23 protein-coding genes are annotated in these 24164 nt (G+C 71.7%); 9 read left to right on the forward strand and 14 right to left on the reverse strand.

Going from position 1 to position 24164, the window contains the following annotated elements; all coding sequences use genetic code 11:
- Window positions 1-52 precede the first annotated feature (52 nt).
- The 4 genes from ACVMLK_RS06200 to ACVMLK_RS06215 all read left to right on the forward strand — a co-directional run bounded on the left by ACVMLK_RS06200 (window position 53) and on the right by ACVMLK_RS06215 (window position 4040).
- The gene (locus ACVMLK_RS06200; RefSeq protein ID WP_370591969.1) at window positions 53-925 is read left to right on the forward strand and encodes an ABC transporter permease; all 873 of its coding nucleotides are present in this window, start codon (window positions 53-55) and stop codon (window positions 923-925) included.
- On the forward strand, window positions 922-1731 hold the full coding sequence (locus tag ACVMLK_RS06205) for an ABC transporter permease (protein WP_370591970.1): 810 nt from the start codon (window positions 922-924) through the stop codon (window positions 1729-1731). Before ACVMLK_RS06200 ends, ACVMLK_RS06205 begins: the two co-directional genes overlap by 4 nt.
- A gap of 163 nt (window positions 1732-1894) precedes the next feature.
- Complete coding sequence (locus tag ACVMLK_RS06210) at window positions 1895-2704, forward strand: DUF2189 domain-containing protein (RefSeq protein ID WP_198366054.1); 810 nt, start codon at window positions 1895-1897, stop codon at window positions 2702-2704.
- A 133-nt stretch (window positions 2705-2837) separates the two neighbouring features.
- Window positions 2838-4040, forward strand: a complete 1203-nt coding sequence (locus tag ACVMLK_RS06215; protein ID WP_198366055.1) for a pyridoxal phosphate-dependent aminotransferase — start codon at window positions 2838-2840, stop codon at window positions 4038-4040.
- Between the two features lie 58 nt (window positions 4041-4098).
- Here the strand turns inward: ACVMLK_RS06215 and ACVMLK_RS06220 are convergent, their stop codons facing one another.
- From ACVMLK_RS06220 to fhuF, 7 genes are all read right to left on the reverse strand, one after another.
- A complete protein-coding gene (locus ACVMLK_RS06220; protein WP_457485901.1) occupies window positions 4099-4686 on the reverse strand; it encodes a type 1 glutamine amidotransferase domain-containing protein in 588 nt (195 codons plus the stop codon).
- 140 nt (window positions 4687-4826) lie between these two features.
- Window positions 4827-5858, reverse strand: a complete 1032-nt coding sequence (locus tag ACVMLK_RS06225; RefSeq protein WP_457485902.1) for a GNAT family N-acetyltransferase — start codon at window positions 5856-5858, stop codon at window positions 4827-4829.
- Window positions 5855-7057: a pyridoxal phosphate-dependent aminotransferase gene (locus tag ACVMLK_RS06230; protein ID WP_198366194.1), complete on the reverse strand. Its 1203-nt coding sequence runs from the start codon at window positions 7055-7057 to the stop codon at window positions 5855-5857. Before ACVMLK_RS06230 ends, ACVMLK_RS06225 begins: the two co-directional genes overlap by 4 nt.
- Before the next feature lie 97 nt (window positions 7058-7154).
- Window positions 7155-7937 carry a M48 family metalloprotease gene (locus ACVMLK_RS06235; protein ID WP_457485903.1) on the reverse strand — a complete coding sequence of 261 codons (783 nt, stop codon included), beginning with the start codon at window positions 7935-7937 and terminating at the stop codon, window positions 7155-7157.
- A 42-nt stretch (window positions 7938-7979) separates the two neighbouring features.
- The gene (locus ACVMLK_RS06240) at window positions 7980-8870 is read right to left on the reverse strand and encodes an alpha/beta fold hydrolase (RefSeq protein WP_457485904.1); all 891 of its coding nucleotides are present in this window, start codon (window positions 8868-8870) and stop codon (window positions 7980-7982) included.
- A 42-nt stretch (window positions 8871-8912) separates the two neighbouring features.
- Window positions 8913-9239: a multidrug DMT transporter permease gene (locus ACVMLK_RS06245; RefSeq protein ID WP_198366060.1), complete on the reverse strand. Its 327-nt coding sequence runs from the start codon at window positions 9237-9239 to the stop codon at window positions 8913-8915.
- A 40-nt stretch (window positions 9240-9279) separates the two neighbouring features.
- Window positions 9280-10041: a siderophore-iron reductase FhuF gene (gene fhuF / locus ACVMLK_RS06250; RefSeq protein WP_457485905.1), complete on the reverse strand. Its 762-nt coding sequence runs from the start codon at window positions 10039-10041 to the stop codon at window positions 9280-9282.
- A gap of 485 nt (window positions 10042-10526) precedes the next feature.
- Here fhuF and ACVMLK_RS06255 point away from each other — a divergent pair, with 485 nt between their 5' ends.
- On the forward strand, window positions 10527-10838 hold the full coding sequence (locus ACVMLK_RS06255; RefSeq protein ID WP_198366062.1) for a hypothetical protein: 312 nt from the start codon (window positions 10527-10529) through the stop codon (window positions 10836-10838).
- Between the two features lie 115 nt (window positions 10839-10953).
- Window positions 10954-11370, forward strand: coding sequence for an OmpA family protein (locus ACVMLK_RS06260; protein ID WP_198366063.1), 417 nt, complete (start codon window positions 10954-10956; stop codon window positions 11368-11370).
- Window positions 11371-11560: 190 nt separating this feature from the next.
- Here the strand turns inward: ACVMLK_RS06260 and ACVMLK_RS06265 are convergent, their stop codons facing one another.
- A complete protein-coding gene (locus ACVMLK_RS06265) occupies window positions 11561-12454 on the reverse strand; it encodes a LysR family transcriptional regulator (protein WP_198366064.1) in 894 nt (297 codons plus the stop codon).
- Window positions 12455-12458: 4 nt separating this feature from the next.
- Window positions 12459-13430 carry a thioredoxin-disulfide reductase gene (trxB, locus tag ACVMLK_RS06270; RefSeq protein WP_198366065.1) on the reverse strand — a complete coding sequence of 324 codons (972 nt, stop codon included), beginning with the start codon at window positions 13428-13430 and terminating at the stop codon, window positions 12459-12461.
- Between the two features lie 139 nt (window positions 13431-13569).
- On the opposite strand from trxB, the gene ACVMLK_RS06275 reads away from it, so the two are divergent.
- Entirely contained in the window at window positions 13570-14049 is a 480-nt protein-coding gene (locus tag ACVMLK_RS06275; RefSeq protein WP_198366066.1) for an Lrp/AsnC family transcriptional regulator, read from the forward strand.
- A gap of 15 nt (window positions 14050-14064) precedes the next feature.
- On the opposite strand, the gene ACVMLK_RS06280 is transcribed toward ACVMLK_RS06275, so the two are convergent.
- The 5 genes from ACVMLK_RS06280 to carA form a co-directional block, all read right to left on the reverse strand.
- Entirely contained in the window at window positions 14065-15318 is a 1254-nt protein-coding gene (locus ACVMLK_RS06280) for a threonine ammonia-lyase (protein ID WP_457485906.1), read from the reverse strand.
- A gap of 5 nt (window positions 15319-15323) precedes the next feature.
- On the reverse strand, window positions 15324-15797 hold the full coding sequence (greA, locus tag ACVMLK_RS06285; protein WP_198366068.1) for a transcription elongation factor GreA: 474 nt from the start codon (window positions 15795-15797) through the stop codon (window positions 15324-15326).
- Between the two features lie 169 nt (window positions 15798-15966).
- Window positions 15967-19212, reverse strand: coding sequence for a carbamoyl-phosphate synthase large subunit (carB, locus tag ACVMLK_RS06290; protein ID WP_422921621.1), 3246 nt, complete (start codon window positions 19210-19212; stop codon window positions 15967-15969).
- 42 nt (window positions 19213-19254) lie between these two features.
- Window positions 19255-20007 carry an SDR family NAD(P)-dependent oxidoreductase gene (locus ACVMLK_RS06295; protein ID WP_422921620.1) on the reverse strand — a complete coding sequence of 251 codons (753 nt, stop codon included), beginning with the start codon at window positions 20005-20007 and terminating at the stop codon, window positions 19255-19257.
- Window positions 20008-20048: 41 nt separating this feature from the next.
- Window positions 20049-21479: a glutamine-hydrolyzing carbamoyl-phosphate synthase small subunit gene (gene carA, locus ACVMLK_RS06300; protein ID WP_198366071.1), complete on the reverse strand. Its 1431-nt coding sequence runs from the start codon at window positions 21477-21479 to the stop codon at window positions 20049-20051.
- Window positions 21480-21712: 233 nt separating this feature from the next.
- Between carA and ACVMLK_RS06305 the strand changes: the two genes are divergently transcribed.
- On the forward strand, window positions 21713-22171 hold the full coding sequence (locus ACVMLK_RS06305) for a GatB/YqeY domain-containing protein (protein ID WP_457485907.1): 459 nt from the start codon (window positions 21713-21715) through the stop codon (window positions 22169-22171).
- 42 nt (window positions 22172-22213) lie between these two features.
- Window positions 22214-24076 (forward strand): DNA primase, encoded by a 1863-nt coding sequence (dnaG, locus tag ACVMLK_RS06310; protein WP_457485908.1) that lies wholly within the window; start codon window positions 22214-22216, stop codon window positions 24074-24076.
- The last annotated feature ends 88 nt before the right edge of the window (window positions 24077-24164 follow it).

A 24164-nucleotide genomic window follows, 5' to 3' on the forward strand; every position in this document is an offset into this window, starting at 1 on the left:
GGGCCGTGCTGCGCCTGGGCTGGGAGGCGGCCGCGCTGGTGCCGCTGGCCGCGTGAGGGCGACGCCCGCCGCGCTGCTGACGCGGCTGCTGCCGGCCGCCTGGCTGCTCGCGCTGGTCGCGGCGCCGCTGCTGCTGGTGCTGGCCATCGCGCTGTCCTGGCCGGCCGACGGCGTGCCGCCCTTCACCCTGCCCTGGAGCGGGGGGCAGGGGAGCGAGGGGCGGGGCGCCAATCCGGAGGCCTTCGCGCTGATCCTGGGCGACGGCTTCTACGGCGGCGCCTTCCTGGGCTCGGTCCAGGCCGCCGGCGCCACGGCGGCGCTCTGCCTGCTGCTCGGCTTCCCCATGGCGCTCGGCATCGTCCGCGCCGGCCCCGCCTGGCGCGGGCCGCTGCTGCTCGCCATGCTGCTGCCCTTCTGGACCGGCTTCCTGCCCCGCCTCGGCGCCTGGATCGGCATCCTGCGCGACGAGGGCTGGATCAACGGCGTGCTGCTCTCCCTCGGGCTGATCGAGGCGCCGCTGCCGCTGCTCTACTCCACCCCGGCGCTGCTGCTCGGCATGCTGCACGCCTACCTGCCCTTCGCGGTGCTGCCCCTCTACGCCAGCCTCTCCCGCCTCGACCCGGCGCTGGAGGAGGCGGCGGCGGATCTCGGCGCCGGCCGCTGGACCGCCTTCGCCACCGTGACCCTGCCGCTGGTGGCGCCCGGCGCGGCGGCGGCCTTCCTGCTGGTCTTCATCCCCGCCGCCGGGGAATACGTCATCCCCGAGCTGCTCGGCCCGCCGGGGGCGCAGATGGTCGGGCGGGTGCTGTGGCAGGAGTTCTTCCAGAACCGCGACTGGCCGGTGGCGGCCGCCCTGGCGGTGCTGCTGCTGCTCGCCCTGCTGCTGCCGATCCTGCTGTTCCAGCGGCTGGAGGCGCGGCGGTGAGGCGCCGGCCCCTGTCCCTGCCCTGGGCCTGGATCGGCCTCGGCTGCGGCCTCGCCTTCCTCTGGCTGCCGGTCGTGCTGCTGGTGGTCTACGCCTTCAGCGCCGACCGCATCCCGTTCCAGTGGGGCGGCTTCTCGCTGCGCTGGTTCGAGGCCCTGGCGGCGAACGGGCGGCTGCTGGAGGCGGCCTGGTTGTCGCTGCGGGTGGCCCTCGGCGCCGCCAGCCTGGCCACGCTGCTGGGCGGCGCCCTCGGCTGGGTGCTGGCGCGGCATGGCCCGTTCCGCGGCCGGGCGATCCTCGGCGGGCTGGCGGGGGCGCCGCTGGTGCTGCCGGACGTGGTGATCGGCCTTTCGCTGCTGCTGCTCTTCGTGCTGCTGGAGGGGGCCACCGGCTGGCCGGCCGAGCGCGGCGCGCTCACCATCCTGCTGGCGCACGCTACCATCGGCGCCGCCTATGCCGCGGTGCTGGCGCAGGCGCGGCTGGCCGAGATGGAGCCGGAGCTCGAGGATGCCGCACGCGACCTCGGCGCCGGCCCGGCCACCGCCTTCCTGACCGTCACCCTGCCGCTGATGGCGCCGAGCCTGCTGGCCGGCTGGCTCCTCGCCTTCACCCTGTCGCTCGATGACGTCGTGGTGGCGAGTTTCGTCTCCGGCCCGGCGGGGACCACCTTGCCGATGGTGATCTTCTCCATGCTGCGCCTCGGCCTGACGCCGGAGGTGAACGCCCTGGCCGTGGTGATCCTGGGGCTGGCCGGGCTGGCGGGCGGCCTCGGGCTGCTGGCGCTGCGCCTGCTGCGGCGGCGGTGAGGCCGCGCCGCGCCCCCGCTTGTATCGGCCGCGGCACGACCCAGATGCCAGAAATGTGGACGACCCGGCCGGGCTGACGGCGCGGCGGTCAGACCTCCATCGGGCCCTCCGCAGCGAGGCACAACGCCGCCGCGCCATGACGCGGCGCGAGGGGAGGCTGACCATGGCGACCACCTTGATCCTGGAGCGCGGCGGGGCGCCGAGCGTGCCGGCCATCCGCCGCATCGGCGTGGCCGATGTGCGGGAGGCGCTGGCCGCCGGCTGGCGTGACTTCAAGGCCAACCCGACCCAGCTCGTCTTCCTGGCGGTAATCTACCCGGTAATCGGGCTGATCGCCGCCCAGGCCATGGCCGGGCGGTCGGTCATGCCGCTCTTCTGGCCGATGCTTTCCGGCTTCGCGCTGATCGGGCCGGTGGCGGCGCTCGGCATCTACGAACTCAGCCGGCGGCGCGAGCGCGGCCTGCCGGTGAGCTGGTCGAATGCCTTCGACGTGCGCCATTCGCCGGCCATCCTGTCGATCCTCGGGCTCGGGCTGATGCTGCTCGGCCTCTTCCTGCTGTGGCTGCTCGCCGCCCGGCTGATCCATGGCATGACCATGGGGGCGCTGCCGCCGGCCCTGTCGGTGGCGGAGTTCGTCCAGCAGTTGTTCCGCACCCCCGAGGGCTGGCGGCTGATCGTGCTGGGCAACCTGGTGGGCGGGGTCTTCGCCCTGGCGGTGCTGGCGCTGACGGTCGTCTCCTTCCCGCTGCTGCTCGACCGGGCGGCGGAGGGCCGCGCGGTGGATGCGGGGACCGCGATCCGCACCTCGCTCCGGGCGGTGCGCGCCAATCCGGGGCCGATGCTGCTCTGGGGCCTGATCGTGGCGGGCCTTCTGGCGCTGGGCAGCCTGCCGCTCTTCGTCGGCCTCGCCGTCGTGCTGCCGGTGCTGGGCCACGCCACCTGGCACCTCTATCGCCGCGTGGTGGCCGACTGAGCGGCCGGCCGAGTCGTCCGGCCGGGGCCGCCATGCGGCGGCGGGGAGGGCGCTCCGGCCCTGGCGCGGGTTGCCGCCGCCGCCCGGAGAGGGGTAGGGTCCGGCGTCTTTTCGTCCTGGATCCGTCCCCACCATGAAGCTGACCGCCGAGCGGCTCGACCGCATCGCTCCCTCGCAGACCATCGCCATCACCGCCAAGGCGCGGGCGCTGAAGGCGGAGGGCAAGAACGTCATCGGCCTGTCCTCCGGCGAGCCGGACTTCGACACGCCGCAGAACATCAAGGACGCGGCGATCGCGGCGATCCAGAAGGGCGAGACGCGCTACACGGACGTCTCCGGCACCCGCGCGCTGCGCGAGGCCTGCGCCACCTACTTCCGGCGCGAGCACGGCGTCGACTACAAGCCGGAGGAGATCGTCGTCTCCACCGGCGGCAAGCAGGTGATCTTCAACGCGCTGCTGGCGACCATCGACGATGGCGACGAGGCCGTCATCCCCGCCCCCTGCTGGGTCAGCTATCCGGACATCGTCTCGCTGGCCGGCGGCAAGCCGGTGATCGTGCCCGCGGGCCAGAACCAGGGCTTCAAGATCACGCCCGAGCAGCTCGAGGCCGCGATCACGCCGAAGACCAAGTGGCTGATCCTGAACAACCCCTCCAACCCGACCGGCGCCGCCTACGCGCCCGCCGAGCTGAAGGCGCTGGCCGAGGTCCTGCTGCGCCACCCGGATGTCTGGGTCTTCACCGACGACATCTACGAGAAGCTGGTCTATGGCGGCTTCAAGGCCAGCACGCTGGTCGCCGTCGAGCCGCGGCTCAAGGACCGCACCGTGACCATGAACGGCTGCTCGAAGGCCTATGCCATGACCGGCTGGCGCATCGGCTTCGCCGGCGCGCCGCTGGCGCTGATCAAGGCCATGGACAAGCTGCAGGGCCAGTCCACCTCCAACACCTCCTCGATCTCCCAGGCCGCCGCCATCGAGGCGCTGACCGGGCCGCAGGATTCGGTGGAGGCGATGCGCAAGGTCTACGAGCGGCGGCGCGATCTGGTGGTGGGGCTGCTGAACCAGGCGCCCGGCATCCACTGCCTGACGCCCGAGGGCGCCTTCTACGTCTTCCCCTCGGTGCATGGCTGCCTCGGCAAGACCACCGCCTCGGGCAAGCGGATCGAGACGGACGAGGATTTCGTCACCGCGCTGCTGGAGGATGAGGGCGTCGCCGCAGTGCACGGCTCGGCCTTCATGTTTCCGGGCCACTTCCGCATCAGCTACGCGACCGACGATGCCTCGCTCACCGAGGCCTGCGCGCGCATCCGGCGCTTCTGCGCCGGCCTGAAGTAGGCGGGAACGGGGACGGGGCACATTTCCGCCCCGTCCCCCCTTGTTCCCATCGTCGCGCTCAGGCGGCGCGGCGGTCGCCGTGGCTGCCTTCCTTCACCTCTTCGACGATCTTCGCCACGAAGGCTTCCAGGTCGCCGGGATTGCGGCTGGTGACGATGCCCTTGTCGGTCACCACGGGCTGGTCGCTCCACTCAGCGCCGGCATTGACCACATCGGTGCGGATCGAGGCGAAGGAGGTCATCTTGCGCCCCTTCGCCAGCCCGGCCTCGACCAGGATCCAGGGCGCGTGGCAGATCGCCGCCACCACCTTGCCGCCGCTGGCGAAGGCCCGGACGAGATCCAGCACCGCGGGCTCGGCCCTCAGCTTGTCGGGGTTCATCTGGCCCCCCGGCAACACGATGGCGTCATAGTCCGCGGCCTGCACCTCGGCGAGCCCGCGGTCCACCGGGACGGCCTGGCCCCAGTCGGGCGGCGTCCTGGACCCGTCCCAGCCGCGGATGCGGCCCGGCTCGCGCGTGCCCTCGGGCGCCGCGACATGCACCTCGGCGCCCTGGGCGCTGAGCTTCTCCAGCGGCACGGTCAGCTCCGATTCCTCGAAGCCGTCGGTGGCCAGGATCAGGATCTTCGCCTGCTTGATATCGGGCATCGTGAGCCTCCTTCGCGGTCTGGGGTCACGAGGGAAACGGCGTTCCCCCCGGCCGGGTTCCGCGACCGCCACCCGATGCGGACAGGGCTGGGTGGCGGTGGCCGCACGGCAACCGCCACGGCGGAAACGGTCAGGGGACGTCAGAGCGCCTTGTAGAAGAACAGCTGGTCGCCCAGGCTGCCATCCGGATTGCGCACGAAGCCCGGGATGCGCCCGGCCTCCACCCAGCCCAGCGCGCGATAGAGCCGCTCGGCGGCATCGCCGGCGCGGCCGTCCAGCGTCAGCAGGCTGCGGCCGATGCCGCGCGCCGCCTGCTCGGCCCGCTGCAGCAGCGCCCGGCCGACGCCCTGGCGGCGGAAGTCGGGATGCACCAGCAGCTGCGCCACCACGGCGCGGTGCGGCTGGGTCTGGGGCGTGCCAAGGTCGAGCTGCACGGAGCCGGCCATCCGCCCTTCCTTCCAGGCCACCAGCAGCAGGCGCGAGCCCATCGCCACCTCGGCCGAGACGCGGCGCCAGGCGGCGCGCGCCACCTCGGGCGCCAGCGGCGCGCGATAGTCGAGGCAGGCGCCGTCGGCCACGCAGGTGACCAGCATCTCGGCCAGGTTGCGCTCGGCGCTGGCGGCGGCGGCGGCGTCCAGCGCCTCCACCACCAGGCCCCGCGCCGGCTTGGCGTAGCGGAACTCCAGCGATTTCGAGATGTCGTCGAGGATGCGGATCGAGCCGGCCCGGACATAGCCGCGCTTCTCGTAGAAGCGGTGCGCCGCCTCGAAGCGGGTGTCGGTCCAGAGCACCAGCCGCTCGGCGCCCTCTGCCTGGGCATGCGCCTCGGCGCCGCCCAGCAGGGTATGCGCGAGGCCGCTGCCGCGCTGCGACGCCTCGACATACATCTTGCAGATCTCCCAGGCGCGGTCGGAGCCGAGCGGGCGGGTGGCGACCATGCCGACGATCCGCCCGCCCGCCTCCGCCACCCAGACGGCGCCACCCGCCGTGGCGAAATAGGTGGCCAGCGCGCGCAGCTCCGGCACCTCGCCATCCACGTCCAGCACGCAGTTGGGGTACTCGGCCCAGGCCGTGCCGATCAGCCGGATGTAGCCCTCGGCATCCTCGTCGCGGCCCGGCCGGATGGAGAGGGGATGGGGCGAGGGACGGGTCGTGGGCGAGACGGCGGTCACGACAGCTCCCGGCAGAACTCCACGATGCGGCGGCAGGCCTCGCGCAGGCTCTCCGTATCGGTGGCGTAGGAGACGCGGATATAGGGGCTCATGCCATAGGCCGCGCCCTGCACCGTCGCCACGTGCTTCTCCTCCAGCAGCGCCAGGGCGAAGTCGGTGTCGTTGCCGATTGCGCGCCCGCCCTTGCTGGACTTGCCGAGGCAGCCGGCGATGTTCGGATAGACGTAGAAGGCGCCCTCGGGCTTGTGGCAGGACAGGCCCGGCGCCTCGGCCAGCAGCCCGCAGACCAGGTCGCGGCGCTCGCGGTAGATCGCGGCGCGCTCGGCGATGAGATCCTGCGGCCCTTCCAGCGCGGCCACGGCGGCGGCCTGGCTGATCGTGCTGATGCCGCTGGTGAGCTGGCCCTGCATGTTCGCCATCGCCTTGATCAGCGGCTTCGGCCCGCCGGCGAAGCCGACGCGCCAGCCGGTCATGGCATAGGTCTTGGAAGTGCCGTTGACGGTCAGCACCCGCTCCTTCAGCCGCGGCTCGACCTCGGCGATGGTGCAGAACTCCAGCCCGTCATAGACCAGGTGCTCATACATGTCGTCGGTCATGATCCAGACATGCGGATGCCGCAGCAGCACCTCGGCGATGGCCTGCATCTCGGCGCGCGAGCAGGCGGCGCCGGTCGGGTTGTTCGGGAAGTTCAGGATCAGCCACTTGGTCCTGGGCGTGATCGCCGCCTCCAGATCCTCCGGCCGCAGCTTGAAGCCGTTGTTCTGCGGGCAGCTGACGAAGGTCGGCGTGCCGGTGGCGAGCTTCGCCATGTCGGCGTAGCTGACCCAGTAGGGCGCCGGGATCAGCACCTCGTCGCCGGGGTCGCAGGTGGCCAGCAGCGCGTCCATGATGATCTGCTTGCCGCCATTGGCGACTAGGATCTCGTCCAGCGCGTAGTCGAGGCCGTTGTCGCGGCGGAACTTCATCTGCACCGCCTTCTTCAGGGCGGGCGTGCCGTCGGTCGGCGGATACTTGGTGTCGCCGCGCAGCGCCGCCTGGTGCGCCGCCTCGATGGCGTGGTCCGGCGTCGCGAAGTCGGGCTCGCCGCTCGCCAGGCTGATGACCTTGTGGCCCTCGGCGGCGAGCGCGCGGGCGCGCACGCCCATGACGACCGAGGCGGAAACGGCGATGTCCTTCAGGCGACCGGCGAGGGCAGGCATCAGCGGGATGAACTCCGACATGTCAGCGAGGGGATGCAGCCTAGGCCCGCCGCCGCCCCGCGCCAAGCGCCCCGGACCCCGATCGGCGCCGCCCCGCTCAGGGCCGGGCGGCGCCGACCCGCCAGCCGGCGGCCTGCATCCCGGCGATCGCCGCGTCGAAGGAGGCGATGCGGTCCGGACCGGCCGGATGGGTCGAGAGCAGGCCGGTCTCGCTGCGGCCGGACAGGCGCGCCATGGCCAGGAGCATGCTGCGGGCCTCGGCCACGTCGTAGCCGGCGCGCCGCAGGATGGCGGCGCCGAGCGCATCGGCCTCGCGCTCCTGCGCCTTGCTGTAGGAGATCACGGCGAGCTGCGAGCCGATTCCCGCCGCCCCCTGGGCCAGCCCGTCCGTGGCGACGCCCGCATAGGCGCCGGCGAGGGAGGCCAGGATGCCGCCCAGCGCGGCGCCGAGCTGGGCGCGCTGCGTCGTGCTCTGGACGTGGTTGGCGGCGTGGTGCGCCATCTCGTGCGCGATGACGAAGGCCAGCTCGCCATCCGTGCGGGCATATTCGGCGACGCCGCGCTGGACGACGATATCGCCCTCGCCGGTCGCGGCGGCGTTCAGCTCGCGGCTCGGATCGTAGATGAAGCGCCACTGGCAGCTCCGCCCGAGCTCCTGGCAGACGGCGCTGCCGGCGGGCGCCAGGCGGCGCGCCACGCGGGCGATGGCCAGGCGGGATTCGGCATCGCCCAGCTCGCGCCGGACCGGCGCCTGGCCCTGGCCGATCTCGGCGAGGACCGCCTGCTGCTCGGCGGCCGAGATGGCGGGGGGCTGGTACAGGGCCGGCGCGCAGCCGGCGAGAAGCGGCAGGAGCAGCCAGGGCAGGGCAGGGCGGATCATGATCCTCCGTCCGGTGTCAGGTGTTGTCCGTGTGGGGCGGGGTCAGGCGGCGGGGTCGAGGAAGCCGTCGAGCGCGGCCAGCACCGCCTCCGGCGCCTCCTCCGCCAGGTAATGGCCGCTCGGCACCGGCCCGCCGGAGACGGGGCCGGCGGCATAGGCGCGCCAGATGTCGAGCGGGGCATACCACTGGCCGATCCGGCCCCTGGCGCCCCAGAGCGCCAGCAGCGGGCAGCGGATCCTCTCCCCGGCGGCACGGCTGGCGCGGTCGTGCTCCAGGTCGATCCCGGCCGCGGCGCGATAGTCCTCGCAGATGGCGGCGACAGTGCCGGGCTGCCGCAGCGCGGCGAGATAGTCGGCGCGCGCCTCGGGGTGGAAGAAGCTCCGGTCCTTGGGCTCGCGCGAGGTCTGCAGGTCGAACCAGTCCTCGACGTCGCGCAGGATCATGCGCTCCGGCAGGTCGTGCCGCTGGGCCAGGAAGAACCAGTGATAATAGCCCAGGGCGAAGGCCATGTCGGTCCGCTCGAAATGCTCGAGGGTCGGCACGATGTCGAGCACCGCCAGGCGATGGACGGCCTCCGACGCGTCCAGCGCCAGGCGGTGCGCCACGCGGGCGCCGCGGTCGTGCGCCAGCACCTGGAAGCGCGCATGGCCCAGGCCGCGCATCAGCCCCAGCATGTCGGCGGCCATGGCCCGCTTGGAATAGGCGGCGTGGTCGTCGCTGACCGGCGGCTTGCCGGAGAAGCCGTAGCCGCGCAGGTCGGGGCAGATCACCGTGAAGCGTCGCGCCAGGGCCGGGGCCAGCCTGTGCCACATCAGATGGGTCTGCGGATTGCCGTGCAGCAGCAGCAGCGGCGGTCCCTTGCCGCCATGCCGCAGGCGCAGCCGCTGCCCGGCGATGTCGCGTTCCTCCAGCGTGAAGCCTTCGAAGAGCATGGTCTTCCTTTCCTCCGCCCGTGAGAGGGCCGCGACGCGGTGTCAGCCAAGCACGGTATAGAGGCCGCAGCCCAGGCCCAGCACGCAAAGCACCATGGACAGGCCGGGCCAGACCGGCCGCGGGCCGCGCAGGGCCAGCAGCAGGTTGAACAGCAGGGAGAGCGCGAAGCCGAGGCCGACCACCAGCAGCGGCCGCATGTAGAGCCCCCAGACCAGCAGGCCGATCCAGAGGAAGAAGGCGAAGCGCGCCAGCAGGCGCCAGGCGGCGTCGGCGCCGTCCGAGGCGGGGCGCAGTTCCGGCACGCTGGCGCGGCTGTGGATGAAGGCGCCGCCGGAGAGCAGCATCAGGGCAGGCAGGAAGGGATCCATGACCGTCGCGGTAGCTTGGCCGCGCCGGATTGCCAAGCCGTCATGTCGGGCCATGCCCGCCGCCGGCCGGCCGGCCGGATCGCGGCGCGGCGCGGGAGAGGGGGCAGTGGCCGCACTCCCCACGGCCGGGCAGGCGGTAGAGCAGGCAGCAGACGGTCCGGCGCGGCTCCGGGCCGTGCGGCCCCTCGACCAGCCGCAACGGCTCGCGCAGCGGGTTCGGCGTCCCGTCGGGGCGGTGGTCCGCCGCCAGGATCGCGAGGCCGGGCCGGGCGGCTTCGGCATCCTCCGCCGCCGCCTCCCGCACGGCCCAGGCGAAGTAGCCGGCGGCATTGGCCCAGAGCAGACGGGGCGCGACCCGCAGCTCCGCCGCCCAGGCCGCGATCAGCGGGGCCAGATGCTGATCGGCCAGCGCGGCGAAACGCCGGAAGGGATCCTCGGGGGCGGGTGCCGGCCGGCCGCCATGGGGCAGCACCACGGCGACCGGAAAGCCCTGCGGATCGAGTTGCACCGCGGCCCCGGCGACGGCCAGCGGAAGCCGCCGGAAGGCCAGCAGGCTGGTCACCACCACGGGCGGGATCAGGGTGTGGAAGTAGTGGCGGCTCCAGAGGGAGAGCAGCGCCCGAGGGTCGCTGCCGGCATGGCCGGAGCAAAGGTCAAGGCTGCGGCGCATGCCCCCCGGCGCCATCAGCGCGCGCAGCGGCACCGCCTCCGCCGCCGCCTCGTCCTGCCTCCGGGGCGGCACCAGGCGCCGGCCCGCCCGGCCGGCGGCGCCCCGCAGGAAATCGAAAGGCTCACTCTGCAAGGCGGTCTCCGGGCTCGGCCGACGGGACAATGATGAGGATGAGAGGCGTTTGCAAGAAGCCTTGGTGCGGTGCCGTGGCCCTTCAGAGAGGATAGGAGGCGCACCCGTCGTTCCGGTTTTATTAAGGAATCAATTGCAACTATAGGTAGCTATGCTAGAGAGGCTTCGCGTTTGGAGGTTCGGGATGAGCGAGACCTGGATCATAGCTTTCCTGTCGATGGTGATTGCCGCGCTGTCCGGCGGGTGGCTCGCCACCATCATGTGAGGTGGCGGCCGCCTGTCGTTCCGGGCTCTGCTTCCGCCGCCCCGTGCGGCCTGCCGAAGCCCTTCTGGAAACGCGATGCCCGACGAGACATTGTCCCTCCGGACCGATCTCGTGGAAGGCGCGCGCCATGTTCTCCTCTTCTGCCTCTCGGATGGCCTGTGTTGCCCTCCTGACCCTTGCGGCCTGCGCGGGACCCGATGCGGGCACCTTCGATCAGCGCATGGCGACCTATGTCGGTGGACCGGAGTCGCGCCTGATCGAGGATCTCGGCGTTCCGCAGCGCGTCTATGAGACGGAAGGCCGGCGCTTTCTCCAGTTCCAGACGGCCTCGGCGCCGGCCAGCACCGTGAGCCCCAGCCTCGGAATCGGCTTTGGCGGCGGCAGCGGGCGCTGGGGTAGCGGCGTCGGCGGTGGCCTCGGCCTGGGCTTCGGTTTTGGCGGAAGTTCGGTACCGGAGTTCTGCGCCGTGACCTTCGAGGTGCGCGACAGTCGCGTGCTGAACTTCGATCGACGGGGCGACGGCTGCCGCTAGGGCGGCGCCGGACCCGAGGACGACCGGAATGCCTGACCGGAATGCCTGACCGGGGCTGGGCTGTTTGCTAGCCTGCGTCCCGCGGCGCCACTCCGGCGACCGCAGGAGGATGACCATGAATCGCTTGGCGAAGGCCATGATCCTGACCTGCCTGCTCGCCGGCTGCGCGCCGCCGGGCGAAGGGCCCGCGACGACCCAGGCCGTCGAAACCACGCGCAAGGCCTATCCGGTCTATTTCGAGGCCTGGTCGGGCGCACTGGATGCGCCGGCGCGGGAAGGGCTGCGGCAGGCGGCGGCGCTGGCCCGGGCGTATCCGCAGGTTCCGCTGCTGGTGGTGGGCTTCGCCGATCCGGCCGGGACGCCCGAGGCCAATACCCAGCTCTCGCGGCTGCGCGCCACCGTGGTCGCGGATGAACTCAAGGCGCAGGGCGTCGAGGCGGCGCGCATCCGCACCGAATGGCGGGGCGCCACCACGCCGGCCATGTCCTCGATCGAGAGCCGCCGGGTCGAGGTGCGCATCGATCCGGGCTGAGCGCCCAAAAAGAAGGCCGCTAACCCGTTGGGGCAGCGGCCAAGTCATACAGGGAGGCTTCACGTCTGGGAGACGTGGGGTCCTGGGACCCCCCGGCCAAAATCGCCGGACACCGGCAACTTAGGCATGGCGGCGCCATGCTCCCAGCCCGATTATTGCCGTCCCGCCATGCGCTCAGGGCATGGAAGCCTCAGGACTGCAGATTCGCCAGCTCCGACACCAGGAAATCGCGGAACACGCCGACGCGCTTGGAGTGCCGCATCTCCTCGGGATAGACGAAGTAGGAATCGACACGCGGCGACTTCAGGTCGGTCAGCACGGGGACCAGGTCGCTGAGCTCCTCCCCCATGTAATCGGGCATGGCCGCCAGGCCGAGGCCGGAGCGCACCGCATGCAGCATCGCCGGCAGGCTGTTCACCTCGACCGCGGCGCGGCGCGGGCTGCCCGGACGCCGCCCGGCCTCCAGCAGCCAGTTGATGCTCTCCACCGGCGGCCGGTAGTCGCCATAGACGATCAGCCGGTGGGCATCGAGATCCTCGGCGCGCTGCGGCGCGCCGGCCTGCTTCAGGTAGTCCGCCGAGCCGACGATGCGCCAACCGAAGGTCGCCACATGGCGCTGGATCAGATCGGGCTGCTTCGGCGGATGCATGCGGATGGCGACATCGGCCTCGCGCATGGCGAGGTCGAGATCGGCGTCGTCGAGCAGCAGCGTCACCGTCACGTCCGGGTGCTGCGACATGAACTTGCGCAGGCGCGGCGCCAGCCAGGTGGCGCCGAAGCCGGTGGTGGTGGTGACCTTGAGGCGCCCGGCGGCGCGCTCGCGGCTCTCCGTCAGCAACGCCTCAGTCATCGCCAGCTTGGCGAAGACCTCGCGCACCGTGCGGTTCAGCGTCTCGCCCTGTTCGGTGAGGATGAGGCCGCGCGCATGGCGGTGGAAGAGCGGCACCTGGAGGGCCTCCTCCAGCGCCTGGATCTGGCGGGAGACGGCCGATTGGCTGAGGTTGAGCGATTCACCCGCATGGGTGAAGCTGCCTGCCTCGGCGACCGCGTGGAAGACCCGGAGCTTGTCCCAATCCAGCGGCATGGCGTCAGGCGGCTTCGGCCTGGGCGGCATCCTCGCCGAGGGCGAGGAACTTCTCCGCCTCCAGCGCGGCCATGCAGCCGGTGCCGGCGGCGGTCACCGCCTGGCGGAAGACGCGGTCCTGCACGTCGCCGGCGGCGAAGACGCCGTCCCGGCTGGTGCGCGTCGAATCAGGCGCCGTCACCACATAGCCCTCCGCATCCATCTCGAGCTGCCCCCTGAACAAGGCGGTGGCCGGCGCATGGCCGATGGCGACGAAGACGCCATCCACCGCCAGCTCCCGCCGCGTGCCATCCTTCTGCCGCAGCCGCAGGCCGCGGGCGACGGGCGTGCGCCCGCCGGTCTCGGCCAGCACCTCCTCGACCGCCGTGTCCCAGTGGATGGTGACATTCGGCCGGGCGAAGAGGCGCTTCTGCAGGATACGCTCGGCGCGCAGCGAGTCGCGGCGGTGGATCAGCGTCACCGACCTCGCCAGGTTGGAGAGGTAGAGCGCCTCCTCCACCGCCGAATTGCCGCCGCCGATCACCGCCACATCCTTGCCGCGGTAGAAGAAGCCATCGCAGGTCGCGCAGGCCGAGACGCCGAAGCCGGACAGCTCCTTCTCCCCCGGAATGCCCAGCCACTTGGCCTGGGCGCCGGTGGCGATGATCAGCGACTCGGCCTCGTAGATGTCCCCGGAATCGCCGGTGCAGCGGAAGGGGCGGACGGAGAGATCGACCGCGGTGATCAGGTCATGGCGGATGGCGGCGCCGACATGCTCGGCCTGCTCGCGCATCTGCTCCATCAACCAGGGGCCCTGCACCGGCTGCGCGAAACCCGGGTAGTTCTCGACCTCGGTGGTGATGGTCAGCTGGCCGCCCGGCTGCATGCCCGCGACCACCAGGGGCGACAGCCCGGCGCGGGCGGCGTAGATCGCCGCCGTGTATCCGGCGGGGCCGGCACCGAGGATCAGGAGGCGGGTGCGGTGCAGTTCGGGCAAGGCTTATGGTCCTGGGAATCGCTCTGGTGACGCAGGATATCGGAAAGATAGGCGCCTGCCGCAACCCGATGCCTTGAATACAGGGGCGCGTGCAAGGATATTGCGCCTCGAACGCCGCGTGAGCAATGAAACGGTTCCGATGAAGCCCGAGACGACCGACAATCTTGATACCGTGGATCGGCAGATCCTGGCCGAGCTGCAGAATGACGGTCGGATGACCAATGTGGAGCTGGCGCGGCGCGTGGACCTCTCCGCGCCGCCCTGCCTGCGGCGGGTGCGGCGGCTGGAGGAGGCGGGGATCATCCGCGGCTATCACGCCGATATCGACCCGGTGGCGCTGGGCTGGGAGATCACCTTCTTCGCCCTGGTCGGGCTGGAGAGCCAGAAGCACGCCATCCTGGCCGGCTTCGAGGCGGATGTGACCACCTGGCCGGAGGTGCGGGAATGCCACATGATCCGGGGCGGCGGGGACTTCCTGCTGCGGCTGGTGGCGCGCGACACGGCGCATGAGAACCAGCTCACCAACCGGCTGACCGCGGCGGCGCATGTCGGCCGGGTGACGACGCTGCAGACCATCCACACGGCCAAGGAGGTGCCGGGCGTGCCGCTGGAGCGGTGATCCCGGCCGGGCGGTCTACTGCGCGCGGCGCACGGCGTAGCCCGCCGCCATCATGGCCGAGACGATCGCCTGGCCCTGAACGGCGTCGCGCACCTCGATCATCAGCTCCAGCTCGGTCGACTGCACGGTGGGCGCGCCGAAGAGCTGCTGGTGCTTCACCTCGATGACATTGCCGCCGGCATCCGAGATGCGCTTCGAGATATCGGCCAGCACGCCGGGCCGGTCGGGGATGTCGAAATGCAGCCGCATGATCCGCCCGTCCCGCAGCAACTGGCGCAGCAGCACGTTGGACAGCGCCCGGGCATCGATATTGCCGCCGCAGACCGGCGTGCCGACGCGCCGGCCGGCGAAGCGGGCCGGATGCGCCAGCAGCGCCGCGACGCCGGCCGCCCCGGCGCCTTCGGCCACCACCTTGGCGCCCTCGGCCAGCAGGGCGATCCCCTGCTCCACCGCGCGCTCCGGCACCACCAGCACCTCGATGCCCAGGCGCCTCAGCAGGGCATAGGGCGTCTCGCCGACATCGCGCACCGCGATGCCCTCGGCGATGGTGGGGCCGCCCACGGCCACCGCCTGGCCGGCCAGGCGCTGCGCCATGGCCGGATAGCCCTCGACCTCGACGCCGTAGACCTTCAGGGCCGGGTTCGTCTCCAGGGCCGCCGCGGCGCAGCCGGCCAGCAGCCCGCCGCCGCCCACCGGGAAGACCAGCGTGTCCAGCCCCGGCGCCTCCTCGATCATCTCGATCGCCATGGTGCCCTGGCCGGCGATGATCCCCGGATCGTCATAGGGATGGATGAAGGTCAGCCCCTCCCGCAGCGCCAGGGCATGCGCATGCGCCGCCGCCTCGGCCAGGGTCTCGCCGTGCAGCACCACCGTCGCGCCCCAGCCCTCGGTGCGGACCACCTTGGTGGAGGGGGTGAACCGCGGCATGACGATGGTGGCGGCGATGCCGAGCAGGCTGGCGTGGCGCGCCACTGCCTGGGCATGGTTGCCGGCGGACATGGCGATGACGCCGGTGGCCCGCTCGCGCGCCGTCAGCAGGGCCAGCCGGTTGGCCGCCCCGCGCTCCTTGAAGGCGCCGGTGGCCTGGAGATTGTCGAGCTTGAGCCAGACCTCGCAGCCGGCCACCCGGTCGATGGCCGGGGCGCGCACCAGGGGGGTGCGCGACACCGCGCCCCGGATGCGCGCGGCGGCCTCCCGCACCTCGGCCAGGGTCACGGCGGTGTCGAGGGGGGCTTCGGCCAGGGCTCCCGGCAGGCTGCGTCCCGGCATGGCGGTCAGCGGAAACGGACCTTGGTGATCTCGTAGGCGCGGGCGCCGCCCGGCGCCGGCACCTCGACCGTGTCGCCCACCGACTTGCCGAGCAGCGCCTTGGCCAGCGGCGAGGAGAGCGAGATCGAGCCCTGCTTGGTGTCCGCCTCGTGCTGGCCGACGATGCGGTAGGTCTTCTCCTCCTCCGACTCGTCGTCGATGATCGTCACCGTCGCGCCGAAGCGGACCTGGTCGCCGGAGAGCTTGGAGACGTCGATCACCTCGACCGAGGGAATGACGCTCTCGAGTTCGGCGATGCGGCCCTCGATGAAGGACTGCCGCTCGCGGGCGGCATGATACTCGGCGTTCTCCGAGAGGTCGCCATGGGCGCGCGCCTCGGCGATCGCCCGGATCACGGCGGGGCGCTCCTCGGACTTCAGGTGCCGCAGCTCTCCCTCAAGCCGGTTGAGCCCCTCGGCGGTCATCGGGAACTTCTGCACGGCAGTCCCTTCCTTCATACGCAGCAGTGACCGCCGGGCAAGATGTCCGGCGGTTGTGCGGCGCCCTTGCCAGTCTCCACGACTGCCGGCGCCCACGACGGAAAGACAGAGCGGGCGGAGCCCGGGTCCGACCCGGACCCGCCCCCGCCCCGCGAATGATCGTTCTGTTTCAGAACGAAGGAGGAAAATAGGCCTGGAGCGGCGCCACATCAAGGGTTCCGGCCCGGAGCGCGGCGATGGCGTGCACCGCCGCGCGGGCGCCCGCCATGGTGGTGTAGTGCGGCACGCCCTGGGTCAGGGCGCCGCGGCGGATGTCGAAGCTGTCGGCCACCGCGCGGCCGGAGCCGGTGGTGTTGATGACGAGCTGGATCTCGCCGTTGCGGATGGCGTCCACGCAATGCGGCCGCCCCTCCATCACCTTGTTCACCACCGAGACGCCGAGCCCGGCCTCGCGCAGCGCCGCCGCGGTGCCGCGCGTCGCCATCACCTGGAAGCCCATCTCGTTCAGCCGGCGGGCGAGCGAGATGACCGACTTCTTGTCGCTGTCCTTGACCGAGAGGAAGGCGGTGCCGGCCTCGGGCAGCTTCACCCCGGCGCCGAGCTGGGACTTGGCGAAGGCGCGCTCGAAGGAGGCGTCGAGGCCCATCACCTCGCCGGTGGACTTCATCTCGGGGCCGAGGATGACATCGACATTGGGGAAGCGGTTGAAGGGGAACACGGCCTCCTTCACCGCGACGTGGCGGCTGATCGCCTCGTCATCCAGCGTGAATTCGGCGAGCCTCGCGCCGGCCATGACGCGGGCGCCGATCTTGGCCACCGGCACGCCCGTGGCCTTGGCGACGAAAGGCACGGTGCGCGAGGCGCGGGGATTGACCTCGAGCACATAGATCTCGTTGTCCTTCACCGCGTACTGCACGTTCATCAGGCCCTTGACCTTGAGGGCCTTGGCCATCGCCTCGGTCTCCGCCTTCAGCTCGGTGATGATGGCCGGCGAGAGGGAATAGGGCGGCAGGGAGCAGGCGCTGTCGCCGGAATGGATGCCGGCCTCCTCGATATGCTCCATGACGCCCGCGACATAGACCTCGCCCGCCTCGTCGGCGATGCAGTCCACATCGACCTCGATGGCGTCCTGCAGGTACTGGTCGATCAGGATCGGGTTCTCGCCCGAGACCTTCACCGCCTCCTGCCCGAAGCGCAGCAGCTGCTCCTTGTTGTAGGCGATCTCCATCGCGCGGCCGCCGAGCACGTAGGAGGGGCGGACGACGACGGGGTAGCCGATGCGCTCGGCCTCCTCCACCGCCTCGTCCAGCGTGCGGACGATGCCGTTCTGCGGCTGCTTCAGGCCGAGACCCTTCAGCAGCTGCTGGAAGCGCTCGCGGTCCTCGGCGATGTCGATCGCCTCGGCCGAGGTGCCGAGGATGGGGATGCCCGCCTTGTGCAGCGCCTGGGAGAGCTTCAGCGGCGTCTGGCCGCCATACTGCACGATGCAGCCCAGCACCTCGCCCTTCTCCTGCTCGCGGCGGATCAGGCTGATCACGTCCTCGGCGGTGAGCGGCTCGAAATACAGGCGGTCGGAGGTGTCGTAGTCGGTGGAGACCGTCTCGGGGTTGCAGTTGACCATGATGGTCTCGAAGCCCGCGTCGCGCAGCGCGTAGCAGGCATGGACGCAGCAATAGTCGAACTCGATGCCCTGGCCGATGCGGTTGGGACCGCCGCCCAGGATGATGATCTTCTTCCTCTCCGTCGGCCGGCTCTCGCAGACCGGCGTGCCGAAGCCGCCCTCGTAGGTCGAGTACATATAGGGTGTGTCGGAGGCGAACTCGGCCGCGCAGGTGTCGATGCGCTTGTAGACCGGCAGCACGCCGAGCCGCTCGCGCAGCGCCTGCACCGCCGCCTCGGCCTGGCCCGACAGCACGGCGAGGCGCCGGTCGGAGAAACCCATGGCCTTCAGGCGGCGCAGCCCGGTCGCGTCCCGCGGCAGGCCATCGGCGCGCACCGCCTCCTCGGCGCGGACGATCTTCTCGATCTCGCGCAGGAACCAGGGCTCGAACTTGCAGGCCTGGTGGATCTCCTCGACCGTCAGGCCGGCGCGGAAGGCCTGCGCCACGTCCAGCACGCGGTCGGGCTTCGGCGTGGCCAGCGAGGCGATATGCGCCTCCTTCGAGCCGTCGCCGGGATTGCCGATGTCGTCGAGACCGGAGAGGCCGGTCTCCAGCGAGCGCAGCCCCTTCTGCAGCGCCTCGTTGAAGGAGCGGCCGATGGCCATCGCCTCGCCCACCGACTTCATCGAGGTCGTCAGCGTCGCCGGCGTGCCGGGGAACTTCTCGAAGGTGAAGCGGGGGATCTTGATGACGACATAGTCGATGGTCGGCTCGAAGCTCGCCGGCGTCACCATGGTGATGTCGTTCTTCAGCTCGTCCAGCGTGTAGCCGACGGCGAGCTTGGCGGCGATCTTGGCGATCGGGAAGCCGGTGGCCTTGGAGGCGAGCGCGGAGGAGCGCGAGACGCGCGGGTTCATCTCGATGACCACCATGCGGCCATCGGCGGGGTTCACGCCGAACTGCACGTTGGAGCCGCCGGTATCGACGCCGATCTCGCGCAGGCAGGCGATGGAGGCATCGCGCATGCGCTGGTATTCCTTGTCGGTCAGCGTCAGCGCCGGGGCGACGGTCACGGAATCGCCCGTGTGCACGCCCATCGGGTCCAGGTTCTCGATGGAGCAGACGATGATGCAGTTGTCCGCGCTGTCGCGGACCACCTCCATCTCGTATTCCTTCCAGCCCAGCACGCTTTCCTCGATCAGCACCTCGCTGGTCATGGAGGCGCTGAGGCCGGCGGAGACGATCTGCTCGAACTCCTCGCGGTTGTAGGCGATGCCGCCGCCCGTGCCGCCCAGCGTGAAGGAGGGGCGGATGACGCAGGGGAGCTTGACCTCCTCCAGCCCGGCGCGCGCCTCCTCCATCGTGTGCGCGATGGCCGAGCGCGGGCTCTCGATGCCGATCTTGGTCATGGCATCGCGGAACTTCAGCCGGTCCTCGGCCTTGTCGATCACCTCGGCCTTGGCGCCGATCAGCTCGCAGCCGTACTTCTCCAGCACCCCGGCCTCGGCCAGCTTCAGCGCGGTGTTCAGCGCGGTCTGCCCGCCCATGGTGGGCAGCAGCGCATCGGGGCGCTCCTTGGCGATGATCTTCTCGACCATCTCGACCGTGATCGGCTCGATATAGGTCGCGTCCGCCAGGCCGGGGTCGGTCATGATGGTGGCGGGGTTGGAGTTCACCAGGACCACCCGGTAGCCCTCCGCCCGCAGCGCCTTGCAGGCCTGCGCGCCGGAATAGTCGAACTCGCAGGCCTGGCCGATGACGATGGGGCCGGCCCCGATGATCAGGATGGACTTGATGTCGGTACGCTTCGGCATCGGGGGGACCCTATCTGCGAAAGTGCCGGCCGGGGGCCGGGATCAGCCGTGGACGGACATTCCGCCATCCACGGGGATGGCGGTGCCGGTGATGAAGGCGGCGGCGTCGCTCGCCAGGAAGGCGGCGATGCCGCCGAAGTCGCCGGGCCTGCCCCAGCGCTTCTGCGGCGTGCGGGCGAGCACGCTGTCGTTCAGCGTCGGGATGTCGCGCTTGGCGCCGGCGGTCAGATCGGTCTCGATCCAGCCGGGCAGGATGGCGTTGGCGGTGATGCCGTCCGGCCCCCAGGCGACCGCGAGGGAGCGCGTGTACTGCACGATGCCGCCCTTGCTGGCGCCATAGGCCGGGGAGAGCGGCAGGCCGAAGATCGACATCATCGAGCCGATGCAGAGGACGCGGCCATGGCCGCTGGCCTTCAGCGCCGGATAGGCCTCGCGCGTCAGGCGCATGGCGCTGGTCAGGTTGATGTCGATCACCGCCGCCCAGTCCTCGTCGGTCACGTCCTGCGGCAGGCGGCGGATGTTGGTGCCGGCGTTGTTCACCAGGATGTCGAGCTGCCCGCTGGTCTCGGCCAGCGCGGCCTGCATGACCCGCGCCGGCTCGCCGGGCCGGCTGAGATCGGCCTCGAGCGCGAAGGCGCCCTGGCCCAGCTCCGCCACGGCCGCGGCGTTCTTGTCCGGATTGCGGCCGACCACGATGACCCGCGCCCCGGCCGCGGCGAGGCCGCGCGCCATGCCGAGCCCGATGCCGCCATTGCCGCCCGTGACCAGGGCGACGCGCCCGGTCAGATCGAACATCCCAGACATTCCTGCTCTCCCTCTCGCGGCGGCCCCGCGCTTCAGGCCGCCTTGTGCTTCTCGATCATCTCGACAAAGCGGTGGAAGAGATAGTGACTGTCGCTCGGGCCCGGGCTGGCCTCGGGGTGATACTGCACGGAGAAGGCCGGGCGGTCGCTCGCGGCGATGCCCTCGTTCGAGCCGTCGAAGAGGCTGACATGCGTCACCCGCACCCCGGAGGGGAGGGACTTCTCGTCCACCGCGAAGCCGTGGTTCTGGCTGGTGATCTCCACCTTGCCCGTCGCCAGGTCCTTGACCGGCTGGTTGGCGCCGCGATGGCCGCGCTCCAGCTTGTAGGTCCGGGCGCCCAGCGCCAGCGCCAGGAGCTGGTGGCCGAGGCAGATGCCGAAGACCGGGGTGCCGGCCTCCAGCACGCCGCGGATGGCCGGCACGGCATAGGCGCCGGTCGCCGCCGGGTCGCCCGGGCCGTTGGAGAGGAAGACGCCGTCCGGCTGATGGCGCAGGATCTCCTCCGCGGTGGCGGTGGCGGGCAGCACCGTCACGGCGCAGCCGGCATCGGCCAGGCAGCGCAGGATGTTGCGCTTGGCGCCATAATCCACGGCGACCACCTTATGCCTGCGCACCGGGTTCTTCTCGAAGCCCTGGCCCCAGGACCAGAGGCCCTCCTCCCAGGCATAGGGCTGGCGGCAGGAGACCTCGCGCGCCAGGTCCATGCCCTCGAGCCCGGGCCAGCCGGCGGCCTGCGCCTTCAGGGCCGCGAGGTCGAAGCGGCCATCCGCCGGATAGGCCAGCACGCCGTTCGGCGCGCCGCCGTCGCGGATGCGGGTGGTCAGCGCCCGCGTGTCCACCCCGGCGATGCCGGGAATGCCGTGGCTCTTCAGCCAGTCGTCCAGGTGGCGGGTGGCGCGGTAATTGGCCGGCTCGGTCAGGTCGAGCTTGACCACCAGGCCGCGCGCGGCGGGGGTGATGCTCTCGCTGTCCTCCGCATTGGCGCCGACATTGCCGATATGCGGGAAGGTGAAGGTGATGATCTGCCCGGCATAGGAAGGATCGGTCAGGGTTTCCTGATAGCCCGTCATGCCGGTGTTGAAGCAGATCTCCCCGACGCTCGCCGTCCGCGCGCCGAAGCCCACGCCCCAGAAGACGCTGCCATCGGCCAGCACCAGGACCGCGGTGGCGCCCGCCGGCGGCTGGCCCGGCGGGGTGCCGGACGCGTCGGGGGTCGGGGTCGCAGCGGCCATGCTCGTCGTCTCCGGGCTCGGGTCGGGTTGCGGGGCGGGGGGCATGTCCTGGCTGGTGGCGGCCAGGACGGCCAGCGGCAGGCCCGAGGCGGCGCTGAGGGCGGCCCAGTGCTTGGGCGGGATGGCGCGGGCCTGTCGCCACTTGCGCACGGCCTCGGTGCCGACGCCACAGGCCTTGGCCACCGCCTCGGCGCCACCCATCAGGGCGAGGATGTCTTCCACGGTCCGCATGGAGCGGTTATCTGGGAAAAAATTTCCCAAAACAAGGATTCCTTGAGGCCATTCGATGATTCTTCGTCCGTCAGGCAGATAGGGGAAAAATTTCTGGGAAGAATTTTCCCAGGCGACGAGGCTGTGTGTCGCCCTTCACCATTGTCCTGCCGGGGCGGGCGGGCTTTATAGCCCCGCATCAGGGCCGGCCGGCCTCACCTCCCGGCGAGCCGGCCGCGAGAAGGAGAAGACCGATGAGCCTGCGCGCGCGCTTCACCGAGAGCCTGAAGGCCGCCATGCTGGCCAAGGACGCGGCGCGGACCTCCGCCATCCGCATGATCCTGGCGAAGCTGAAGGACACCGACATCGCCGCGCGTCCGGCCGGGGTGGAGCAGGTGCCGGAGGAGCAGATCGTCGCCATGCTGCGCGGCATGGTGAAGAGCCGGCGCGAGAGCGAGGCGATGTACCGCCAGGGCAACCGTCCCGAGCTGGCGGAGAAGGAGGCGGCCGAGATCGCGGTGATCGAGGGCTTCCTGCCGCAGCAGATGGACGAGGCGGCGATGCGCGAGGCGGTGGCCGCCGCCGTGGCCGAGACCGGCGCCGCCTCGGTGAAGGACATGGGCAAGGTGATGGCGGCGCTGAAGGCGCGGCACGCCGCGACGATGGACATGGCCAAGGCGGGGCCGATGGTGAAGGCGGCGCTGGGCGGCTGAGGCCGTGCATCGGGGCGGTGAACCCATTAAGGGTGGACCGCCATGTCGCTTCCGCCCGATTTCCTGGAGGAGCTCCGCCTCCGCACGCCGCTCCCGGGGCTGATCGGTCGCAATGTCCGACTGACCCGGGCCGGGCGGAACTGGCGCGGCTGCTGCCCCTTCCACGGCGAGAAGACCCCCTCCTTCTACGTCTATGACGACCACTACCACTGCTTCGGCTGCGGCGCGCATGGCGATGCCATCGCCTATGTCATGCAGAGCCAGGGCGCGAGCTTTCCCGAGGCGGCGGAGCGGCTGGCCTCCGAGGCCGGGATGGAGGTGCCGAAGGCGACCCCGCAACAGGCCCGGCGGGAGGCGCGGCAGCGCGACCTGCATGCCGTCATGGAGGCCGCCGCGGAGGCCTTCCAGCGCCGGCTGCGCCTGCCGGAGGGCCGCGCCGGGCTCGACTACCTGCGGCGCCGGGGGCTGACCGAGGAGACCATCCGCCGGTTCGGCCTCGGCTGGTCCGGCGGCGGGCGCGGCGCCCTGGCGGCGGACCTGAAGCCGCAGGGCATCGAGCCGCGCCAGCTCGTCGAGGCCGGGCTGATGCGGGCCGGCGAGGACGAGGCGGCGCCCACCGACCTGTTCTTCAACCGGGTGATGTTCCCGATCCGCGACCGGCGCGGCCGCATCGTCTCCTTCGGCGGCCGCCTGCTGGGCGACGGGCAGCCGAAATACGTCAACGGGCCGGAGACCGGGCTGTTCTCCAAGCGGCGCAACCTCTACGGCATCGACCTGGCGCGCGACGCCGCCTTCCGCGGCGCGCCGGTGGTGGTGGTGGAGGGCTACATGGATGTCATCGCCCTGCACCAGGCGGGCTTCGGCGGCGCCGTCGCCCCGCTCGGCACGGCGCTCACGGAGGAACAGCTCACCACGCTGTGGCGCCTGACGCCGCAGCCCGTGCTCTGCTTCGACGGCGACGCCGCCGGCGCCCGGGCCGCCGCCCGCACCGCCATCGAACTGGCCCTGCCGATGCTCGACAGCCCCGAGCGCCGGCTGGGCTTCGTCACCCTGCCGGCGGGGGAGGATCCGGACACGCTGGTGGGGAAGGGGGGCGCGCGCGCCTTCCAGGCCGTGCTGGACGCGGCACGGCCGCTCTCCTCGGTGCTCTACGACATGCTGGCGGCGCAATCCCCCGGCGCCTCGCCCGAGGCGCGGGCGGCTCTGCGGCACCGGCTGGTCGCCGCCGCCGGGAGCATCCCGGACAAGATCCTCGGCGCCGAGTACCGCCGGCAGCTGCTCGACCGCTTCTTCGAGGAGGGCCGCCGCGCCGCGCCCGCCCGGCCCGTCTCCCGCGCGGCCGGTCGGGAGATGGGGCGGGCGGGCGGGCGCCAGGGCTGGGGCGCCTCGCCGCCGCTCAACCTGCCCCGCCCGGACATCGACCCCGCCCGGGTGCGGCTGGAGCAGGCGCGCTGCCTGCTGGCGCTGGTCGTGGCCCATCCCTGGCTGCTGGCCGAGGTGGAGGAGGCGCTGGGGCAGCTCGACCTGCCCTCCGGCCTGCCGGACCGGCTGCGCGGCGTCCTTCTCGCCTGGCATGGCGGGGCGGAGGCGCCGGACCCCGAGGCCCTGGCCGGGCACCTGCGGCAGGCCGAGCCGGAGGGGCTCGACTGGGTGCGGCGCTTCGACGGCATGCCGGCCGCCGCCGCGGCCGATGCCCTGCCCAAGGCGGTGGCCGAGGCCTGGTGGCACTTCTTCGGCCGCTTCCGGGGCGAGGCCGCGCTGCTGCAGGAGCGGCAGGAGGCGGCCCGCGACTTCGCCGCCTCGGGCGATGCGGCGGCGCAACGGCGCCTGATCCGTCTGAACGAATTGCTGGCGGCGCAGCGGCGCGGCGAGATGGAGGACGAGACCGCCGGCGAGGGCGGCTGAACGGGGGCGTGGCAATCTCCGGGGTGCTCTTGTGCTGCGGGGTGCGGGGGCGTTATGGCCCCGGATGGAGGCGGCGATCGGGGGTGCA

Source organism: Teichococcus aerofrigidensis (assembly GCF_054073225.1).

Bases quoted from the DNA above. Each gene is read 5' to 3' on its own strand.
- ACVMLK_RS06210 (WP_198366054.1), top strand. From the start codon at position 1,895: ATGGCGACCACCTTGATCCTGGAGCGCGGCGGGGCGCCGAGCGTGCCG.
- ACVMLK_RS06215 (WP_198366055.1), top strand. From the start codon at position 2,838: ATGAAGCTGACCGCCGAGCGGCTCGACCGCATCGCTCCCTCGCAGACC.
- ACVMLK_RS06220 (WP_457485901.1), bottom strand. From the start codon at position 4,686: ATGCCCGATATCAAGCAGGCGAAGATCCTGATCCTGGCCACCGACGGC.
- ACVMLK_RS06230 (WP_198366194.1), bottom strand. From the start codon at position 7,057: ATGCCTGCCCTCGCCGGTCGCCTGAAGGACATCGCCGTTTCCGCCTCG.
- ACVMLK_RS06235 (WP_457485903.1), bottom strand. From the start codon at position 7,937: ATGATCCGCCCTGCCCTGCCCTGGCTGCTCCTGCCGCTTCTCGCCGGC.
- ACVMLK_RS06240 (WP_457485904.1), bottom strand. From the start codon at position 8,870: ATGCTCTTCGAAGGCTTCACGCTGGAGGAACGCGACATCGCCGGGCAG.
- ACVMLK_RS06245 (WP_198366060.1), bottom strand. From the start codon at position 9,239: ATGGATCCCTTCCTGCCTGCCCTGATGCTGCTCTCCGGCGGCGCCTTC.
- ACVMLK_RS06255 (WP_198366062.1), top strand. From the start codon at position 10,527: ATGGCGACCTATGTCGGTGGACCGGAGTCGCGCCTGATCGAGGATCTC.
- ACVMLK_RS06260 (WP_198366063.1), top strand. From the start codon at position 10,954: ATGAATCGCTTGGCGAAGGCCATGATCCTGACCTGCCTGCTCGCCGGC.
- ACVMLK_RS06265 (WP_198366064.1), bottom strand. From the start codon at position 12,454: ATGCCGCTGGATTGGGACAAGCTCCGGGTCTTCCACGCGGTCGCCGAG.
- ACVMLK_RS06275 (WP_198366066.1), top strand. From the start codon at position 13,570: ATGAAGCCCGAGACGACCGACAATCTTGATACCGTGGATCGGCAGATC.
- ACVMLK_RS06280 (WP_457485906.1), bottom strand. From the start codon at position 15,318: ATGCCGGGACGCAGCCTGCCGGGAGCCCTGGCCGAAGCCCCCCTCGAC.
- carB (WP_422921621.1), bottom strand. From the start codon at position 19,212: ATGCCGAAGCGTACCGACATCAAGTCCATCCTGATCATCGGGGCCGGC.
- ACVMLK_RS06295 (WP_422921620.1), bottom strand. From the start codon at position 20,007: ATGTTCGATCTGACCGGGCGCGTCGCCCTGGTCACGGGCGGCAATGGC.
- carA (WP_198366071.1), bottom strand. From the start codon at position 21,479: ATGCGGACCGTGGAAGACATCCTCGCCCTGATGGGTGGCGCCGAGGCG.
- ACVMLK_RS06305 (WP_457485907.1), top strand. From the start codon at position 21,713: ATGAGCCTGCGCGCGCGCTTCACCGAGAGCCTGAAGGCCGCCATGCTG.
- dnaG (WP_457485908.1), top strand. From the start codon at position 22,214: ATGTCGCTTCCGCCCGATTTCCTGGAGGAGCTCCGCCTCCGCACGCCG.